The following is a 6,694-nucleotide window of genomic DNA, read 5'->3' as shown; positions in this document are numbered from 1 at the left end:
CTACGATGGCCAGCGCCACGTGGGGCTCGATGCTGCGCGGGGACCGCTCGGGGCGGGAGGACTTGTCCAGCAGGCCGGCGGCGCCGTCGGCCAGGTAGCGGGCCAGCCATTTGCGGGCTGTGACCGCGCTGACGCCGTGCCGGCAGGCGGCTTCTGACGCGCTTGCACCACGTTCTGTGATGTCTTGGACCATCTCCAGGCGGCGCAGGTAGGTCAATCGGGCATTCTTATGGGTGTTCATCCGGTTGGGTGACTTGAGTGGACTGGGGGTTTGGCGATTTCCAGTCTCTCAAAACCTCTCCGGGTGAACACCCGCAACAACCTATTGGGCCTTCACACGTAGCCGAAGCGCGCGCCGAAGTAGCGGCCGGCGTCCGAGTCGCGCTCGTAGGGGCCCAGCGGGCTGTAGCTGGTCTTCTCGGAGAAGCCGTAGGCCACGTTGCCGTAGAAGCCGCCCAGGTTCCTGGGCAGGAAGTACTGCACCATGTTGCTGTTGCGGCTGTGGCTGTAGGCCGCGGCGATCAGCGAGCCGCCGATGCCGGTGGCGCCGAAGGGATCGAAGGTGTCGTCGCTGGTCTTCACCGGCGTGTTGTCGCGGCCCAGGCGGATTTCACCGAAGGCACCCGACAGGCTCACGGTGGAGCGGCGGCTGAAGGTGGACACGCCCGTGGCCCCGTCGTCGTTGGTGATCGGCGCTTCCAGCCAGAACCCGGCCGACAGGCCGCCGCCGAGGTCTTCCACGCCGCGGAAGCCCAGGCGGCTGGAACTCAGGCCCGAGTTGCGCAACTCGGTGCGGCTGGCCTTGACGCTGTGCGGCAGGAGCCACACGGCCGGATCGAAGGCGATGGCCAGCAGCGGGTCGGTGTAGACCAGCTCGGCCTTGTTCGTGACCGAACTCACGGCGACGTCGACGACGCCGAAGACCGTCACGGAGGATTGCGCGGAAACGGCGCCGCAGGCCGCCATTGCGGCCAGGGCCGCCAGATGCTTCTTCATTCGTAGAACTCCAGGATGTGCTGTCGCTTCTCTTGGCGGAAGCGGAGGGAGCCCCGGCCGGGGCCGGGACGAACGAAGTCTGCGTGCGCAACAAGTCACGGCGGTGACGCCGCGCGGCGCAGCGCCGCTATGCCGCGGGGTGGATCGGCACGTACATCTCGCCGCCGCCCGCCAGGAACTCGCGCGACTTCTCGGCCATGCCCTGCGCCGCGTACTCGCGCACTTCCTGCGTGATCTTCATCGAGCAGAACTTCGGCCCGCACATGGAGCAGAAGTGCGCGACCTTGCTCGCGTCCTTGGGCAGCGTCTCGTCGTGGAATTCGCGCGCCGTGTCCGGGTCCAGGCCCAGGTTGAACTGGTCTTCCCAGCGGAACTCGAAGCGCGCCTTGCTGAGCGCGTCGTCGCGGGCCCGCGCGCCGGGGTGCCCCTTGGCGACGTCCGCCGCGTGCGCCGCGATCCGGTACGCGATGATCCCCTGCTTGACGTCGTCGCGGTCCGGCAGGCCCAGGTGCTCCTTGGGCGTCACGTAGCACAGCATGGCCGTGCCCATCCAGCCGATCATCGCGGCGCCGATCGCCGAGGCGATGTGGTCGTAGCCCGGCGCGATGTCGATGGTCAGCGGCCCCAGCGTGTAGAAGGGCGCCTCGTGGCAGTGCCTGAGCTGCTCGTCCATGTTGGCCTGGATCATGTGCATCGGCACGTGGCCCGGTCCCTCGATCATGGTCTGCACGTCGTGCTTCCAGGCGACCTGCGTCAGCTCGCCCAGCGTGCGCAGTTCGGCGAACTGAGCCTCGTCGTTGGCGTCGGCGCCGCAGCCGGGGCGCAGGCCGTCGCCCAGCGAGAAGCTCACGTCGTACGCCTTCATGATCTCGCAGATCTCCTCGAAGTGCTCGTACAGGAAGCTCTCGCGGTGGTGCGCGATGCACCACTTGGCCATGATCGAGCCGCCGCGCGAGACGATACCCGTCATGCGCTTGGCCGTCAGGTGGATGAAGGGCAGCCGCAGCCCGGCATGGATGGTGAAGTAGTCCACGCCCTGCTCGGCCTGCTCGATCAGCGTGTCGCGGTAGATGGCCCAGGTCAGGTCCTCGGCCACGCCGCCCACCTTCTCCAGCGCCTGGTAGATCGGCACCGTGCCGATAGGCACCGGGCTGTTGCGCACGATCCAGTCGCGCGTGGTGTGGATGTTGCGGCCGGTGCTGAGGTCCATCACGTTGTCGGCGCCCCAGCGGATGGCCCACACCAGCTTCTCCACTTCTTCCTCGATGCTGGAGGTGACGGCCGAGTTGCCGATGTTGGCGTTGATCTTCACCTTGAAGTTGCGGCCGATGGCCATCGGCTCCACCTCGGGGTGGTTGATGTTGGCCGGGATGATGGCGCGCCCGCGCGCCACCTCGTCGCGCACGAACTCGGGCGTGATGACCTGCGGGATGCTGGCGCCCATCGGGTTGCCCGCCACGCGCTTCGCGCGCTCGGCGTCGGCCAGGTACTCGGCCATCCACTCGCGCCGGCCGTTCTCGCGCAGCGCCACGTATTCCATCTCGGGCGTGACGATGCCGCGGCGCGCGTAGTGCATCTGCGTCACGTTCATGCCGCTCTTCGCGCGGCGCGGGCGGCGCTGCAGCGCAGCGGCCTCGGCGCGCAATTGCGCGATGCGGTCGGCCTCGCGCGCTTCATGCTTCGCGCCGTCGTCCAGCGCCTGGCGGATGCGGCCTTCATAGGCCTCGGTGTCGCCGCGCTCGGCGATCCAGGCATCCCGCACGCCGGGCAGGCCGCGTCGCACGTCGATCGTCGCGGCGGGGTCGGTGTAAGGGCCGGAGGTGTCGTAGAGCGAGACCACCTCGCCGTTGCTCAGGCGCACGTCGCGCATCGGCACCTGCAGGTCGGCGCGGCTGCCGGCGATGCGGCCCTTGGCGGAGGCGGGGAAGGGCTCGCGCGTCAGCGCCAGCAGGTGAGAGAACTTGTCGGGGGCATTCATGGGGGCAATCTCCTCGGAAGGTGGATGGATGCCCCGCAATCGGCACCGGGTGCACGCCCGTCCGCCACGAATGAATGGGCGGACTTCGGCGCATCGGCGCTGCAGCTCTTCTTACGCTGGTACTAACCAGATCAAGTTCGCGGTTCCGGCGGTCAGGTCCGCCATCTCAGCACGCCACTACGTGCACCCCGGAGCGGTGCGGATTCTATGCAGTGTGCACGGCGGACGCCACAAAAAATTGCTCATGTCAAGCCCTGACCCGGAATTTCCAGGGTTTGAAATCATAAGCAGGGCAATAGGTTAGCTCTGTTTTGGGCCACTTGAAGTGACTGCTGCGTCGTGGGCTAGGTGCCACATAAGAGCGTCGGGAGAGAAAGCCGGATCGCACTTGGTCGTGCTGGATTGCCGGGAGGCGGCGGGCTTGTCGCACCATGATAGCCCAAGTGGCTTCGCAGCATCCAGAACGAAGAACGCGCAGCCGAAGGCTGCGCGTTCGATGAATGCCGTTGGATGGCACGCGACGCCATCAGGCCGGTTTCGTTGGCGCGCTCCGTATCGCCGAGCCCTTCCTGAATCCCCTGTCCCCCGCCATGAAGGCTTCCAGCATGTACGGAATCAGCGTCATGGCATCGACCACCTCGCCATACGCTTGAGCGTGCAGCGCGGCGTAGCAGTCGAGGTCGGCCTTGAGGCTGGCCGGGCACGAGAACGTGAGCTTCGTGCTCTCAGTCTTGGGAAGCGGCCCGAGCCGCAGCTTCTTGGTGGTGTTCATCGCATTGCTCCCCGGTTGAAGAACATTGGCTGGTACGGTCGCAGCACCAGATCGCGGTTGACGATGATCCGCACCGGCAGGCCCGGCCGCTCCGTCAAAGTCGGCTGGATGTTCATGTTGCGCCTGGTCATCTCCTGGCCCACCTGGTTGATGCTGTCTTGTGCGCTGTCGCGCCCAGCGATCACGATGCGGTTGCCGTTCTGCCGGTTCTCCGGCGCGGCCAGCTCGGCACCCACGCCCAGCAATGTGGTCAGCGCCGCACCGGCAAAGACGCGATCCCAGTGCCAATCGACACCATCCTCCAGGCCGGCATAGCCGGCCGGATCGGTGCCCGCGAGGTTGTCGAGCTTCAGCGAAGACGTGTCCGGCAGGATGATTCGGTTCCACACCACCTGCACGCGGCTTTGCCCGTAGCTCACCTGGCTGTTGTACTTGCCCAGGATGCGCGATCCCTGCGGGATCAGCAGGAACTTGCCCGTCGCCGTGTCGTAGACCGGCTCCGTCACCGTGGCGATCACGTCGCCCGGCAAATCAGACTTGATGCCCGTCACCAGCGCACCGGCGATCACCGTTCCCGCCATGACCTGATACGGCGAGGACGGCATTTGCAGACTGGTGGAATTACGGGTTTCCGTAGAGGCGCCTTTCAGGAAAGCCTCTTTCTGGTTTTGCCGGTTCTGCACGGCGGTTGGGTCGGCAGGCTGGGCCGCCGTCGAGGCCGGGCCAGCGGCCAGCGGGTCGAAGCCCGCCAAGGCCGATGCCGGGCCAGCTGCTTGCGCGGTCGCTGGCGCTGCGGTCTTGCCGGGAGTGCCTGAGCGGAAAAACACCGACGAGGCTGCGGCTGCTTCGGCCTCCTTGCGCCGCGCATCCTCCGGGTCATGACCCGGTGGCGCATAGGTCGGCGTCACCGGCTGCTGCGACTTCACGATGGCCGGGCCAAGGTCGCCGGGCAGCGGCGGCCCCAGCTCCGGCACCTTCGGCAGCTTGGAGTAGTCGGAGGGCAAGCCATCCAGCCCTTCAGACTTCGACACGCGATCGACGTTGTACAGCTCGGTCCGCTCGCCTGCGCCGCGCCGATGTGACTGCAATGACCAGATCGTGGCTCCCAGCACGGCGACCGACAGGCCGCCGGTGAGCATGGCCAAGGTGCGCCGGTTCAGGCGCGTTACCGGGCGCGGCTGGGCGCGCAGCGCCACCGCCTCGGGCGCGACCTTGCCCGCCTGCGCCGCAAGATCAGGGGAGTCGTCCTGGCTCATGGTCAGTTCCTCCGCGTTCCGTCCGTGCGCTCGATCCGAACCACATCGCCCTTGTCACCGCCCAGGCGCAACTCGGCCGCGCCGAACAGGCGATCCACGATGTAGTACGGCGAGCGGAAGCGGTAATTCACCAGTTGCCCATCGCCCTGCGCGCCGATGACGAACAGCGGCGGCAACTCGCCTTGCGCGATGCCAGCGGGGAACTGGATGTAGACCTTCTCGCCATCGTCGAAGGCGCGCAGCGGCTTCCACGGCGGGTTGCTGCCGCTGACCGCGTAGCGGAAACGGATCTTCTCCAGCGACAGGCCAGCATCGACCGGCGCGGCGGCGCTGGCCGCCTGCGCCTGGCGCTGCAAGGCCAGCATCTTGTCCTTGGGGTACTCCCAGGACACCGACGCCATCCACGTCTTCTCGGTCGAGGTCAGCTCCAGCAGGTACGTCCTGCGGCTGGTCGTGATGACCAGATTCGTCTTCAACCCCGAGCGGATCGGCTTGACCATCACGTTGACGCGCAACGCATCGCCGCTGCCGCTCGATGTATCCCCGACGATCCAGCGCACGGTATCGCCGGCGGCCACCGTCACCAGATCTTCACCGGGCTGGAGCGCGATCACCGTCACGCGGCCCACTGCCGCATAGACCTGGTACAGCGCCCCATCCGTGAAAGGCCACACCTGAATTGCGTTGACGTACCCCTCGCGCGTGGGTGCAATGCGCGCCTCGGCGTTGGCGCGGGACACGCGCACGGTTTCATCGGCGGGTTCTGGGGCGGGCTTGGTATCCGGCACAGGTTTCATTTGCGCCGGCATCGGCAGCACCTGTGGCACGGCCACCACCTCCACCGGCGCAGGCGGCTCCGGCAGCGGCTGGGCCTGCACCGGCTCATCGAGCGAAATGGACGGCGGCGGCTTGCCCTGCGTGGCGCAGCCCGCGAGGGCAAGCAACATGATCGGCAAGGCGGATTTACGGAAAAGATCATTCATGGTTTTGCTCCTTCGTTTCCTTCCAGTTCGCGGCTCCACGACAGCCCGTTGACGTAGATGCCCAAGGGGTTCTTGCGCACCCGCTGCTCGGTGCGCGGCGTCTGCTGCACGATGGAAACCACCGCGTTCCAGCGCTCGGTGCGATCCAGCGCACCGTTGACAAAGCGCGTCTCCGTCCAGCGCACGTTGAAAGACGTGTCGCTGGCGCGCGTCACGCTGCTGATCTGCACCGTCACCGACTCCTTGCCGATGCGCGTGAACGGATCGGCCACCCGCGCGTACTCGTTGAGCACGACCGCCCCCTTGTCGGTCGTGTAGTCGTAGGCATCCAGCCAGTTCTGCCGTACCACGATGGGATCGATGGACAGCGAGCGCACCAGGCCGATGAAGCGGCCCAGGTGGTAGGCAATCTGCGCATCGCTGGGCCGGTACGGCGTGGCGGCTTCGCCGACGGCACGCACCTGGCCCGCGTTGTCCACCTCGATGACGTAGGGCGTCACGATGGACTGCGCGGAACGCCAGACCAGGCCGCCGGCCATCAGCACGGCCAAGGTGAGGCAGCCAAAGGCCAAGAAGCGCCAATTCCTGGCCTGCACGCGGGCCGAGCCGATGCGCTCGTCCCAGACCTGAGCTGCGGATTGGTACGGAGTGGCAGGCTGCGGCGTGTCGGCGTAGCGCACCTGCGGTCGTTTGAATCGCATGGAAGTTC

General features: G+C 66.9%; 7 protein-coding genes and 1 riboswitch. All 7 genes read right to left on the bottom strand.

What is annotated here, in order from left to right; all coding sequences use genetic code 11:
• Positions 1–241 (bottom strand): leucine zipper domain-containing protein (locus Q392_RS22760; RefSeq protein ID WP_157007821.1); only part of this gene is annotated, 241 nt, incomplete at its 3' end.
• Positions 242–333: 92 nt separating this feature from the next.
• Positions 334–996, bottom strand: a complete 663-nt coding sequence (locus Q392_RS22755) for a porin (RefSeq protein ID WP_051953871.1) — start codon at positions 994–996, stop codon at positions 334–336.
• A 127-nt stretch (positions 997–1,123) separates the two neighbouring features.
• A complete protein-coding gene (gene thiC, locus Q392_RS22750) occupies positions 1,124–2,974 on the bottom strand; it encodes a phosphomethylpyrimidine synthase ThiC (RefSeq protein WP_038212858.1) in 1,851 nt (616 codons plus the stop codon).
• A 91-nt stretch (positions 2,975–3,065) separates the two neighbouring features.
• Positions 3,066–3,175, bottom strand: a riboswitch (TPP riboswitch).
• A 325-nt stretch (positions 3,176–3,500) separates the two neighbouring features.
• Positions 3,501–3,746, bottom strand: coding sequence for a DUF2274 domain-containing protein (locus tag Q392_RS22745; RefSeq protein ID WP_038212423.1), 246 nt, complete (start codon positions 3,744–3,746; stop codon positions 3,501–3,503).
• On the bottom strand, positions 3,743–5,002 hold the full coding sequence (locus tag Q392_RS22740) for a TraB/TrbI/VirB10 family type IV secretion system protein (protein ID WP_038212420.1): 1,260 nt from the start codon (positions 5,000–5,002) through the stop codon (positions 3,743–3,745). Before Q392_RS22740 ends, Q392_RS22745 begins: the two co-directional genes overlap by 4 nt.
• A gap of 2 nt (positions 5,003–5,004) precedes the next feature.
• Positions 5,005–5,985: a P-type conjugative transfer protein TrbG gene (gene trbG, locus Q392_RS22735; RefSeq protein ID WP_038212419.1), complete on the bottom strand. Its 981-nt coding sequence runs from the start codon at positions 5,983–5,985 to the stop codon at positions 5,005–5,007.
• Positions 5,982–6,686, bottom strand: a complete 705-nt coding sequence (gene trbF / locus Q392_RS22730; protein ID WP_038212410.1) for a conjugal transfer protein TrbF — start codon at positions 6,684–6,686, stop codon at positions 5,982–5,984. Before trbF ends, trbG begins: the two co-directional genes overlap by 4 nt.
• Between the last annotated feature and the right edge of the window lie 8 nt (positions 6,687–6,694).

Origin of the sequence: Xenophilus azovorans DSM 13620 (genome assembly GCF_000745855.1) — a bacterium.
Lineage (GTDB): Bacteria > Pseudomonadota > Gammaproteobacteria > Burkholderiales > Burkholderiaceae_C > Xenophilus > Xenophilus azovorans.
Note: the sequence above shows the minus strand (reverse complement) of the source record. Positions and strands in the feature narration are given on the sequence as shown.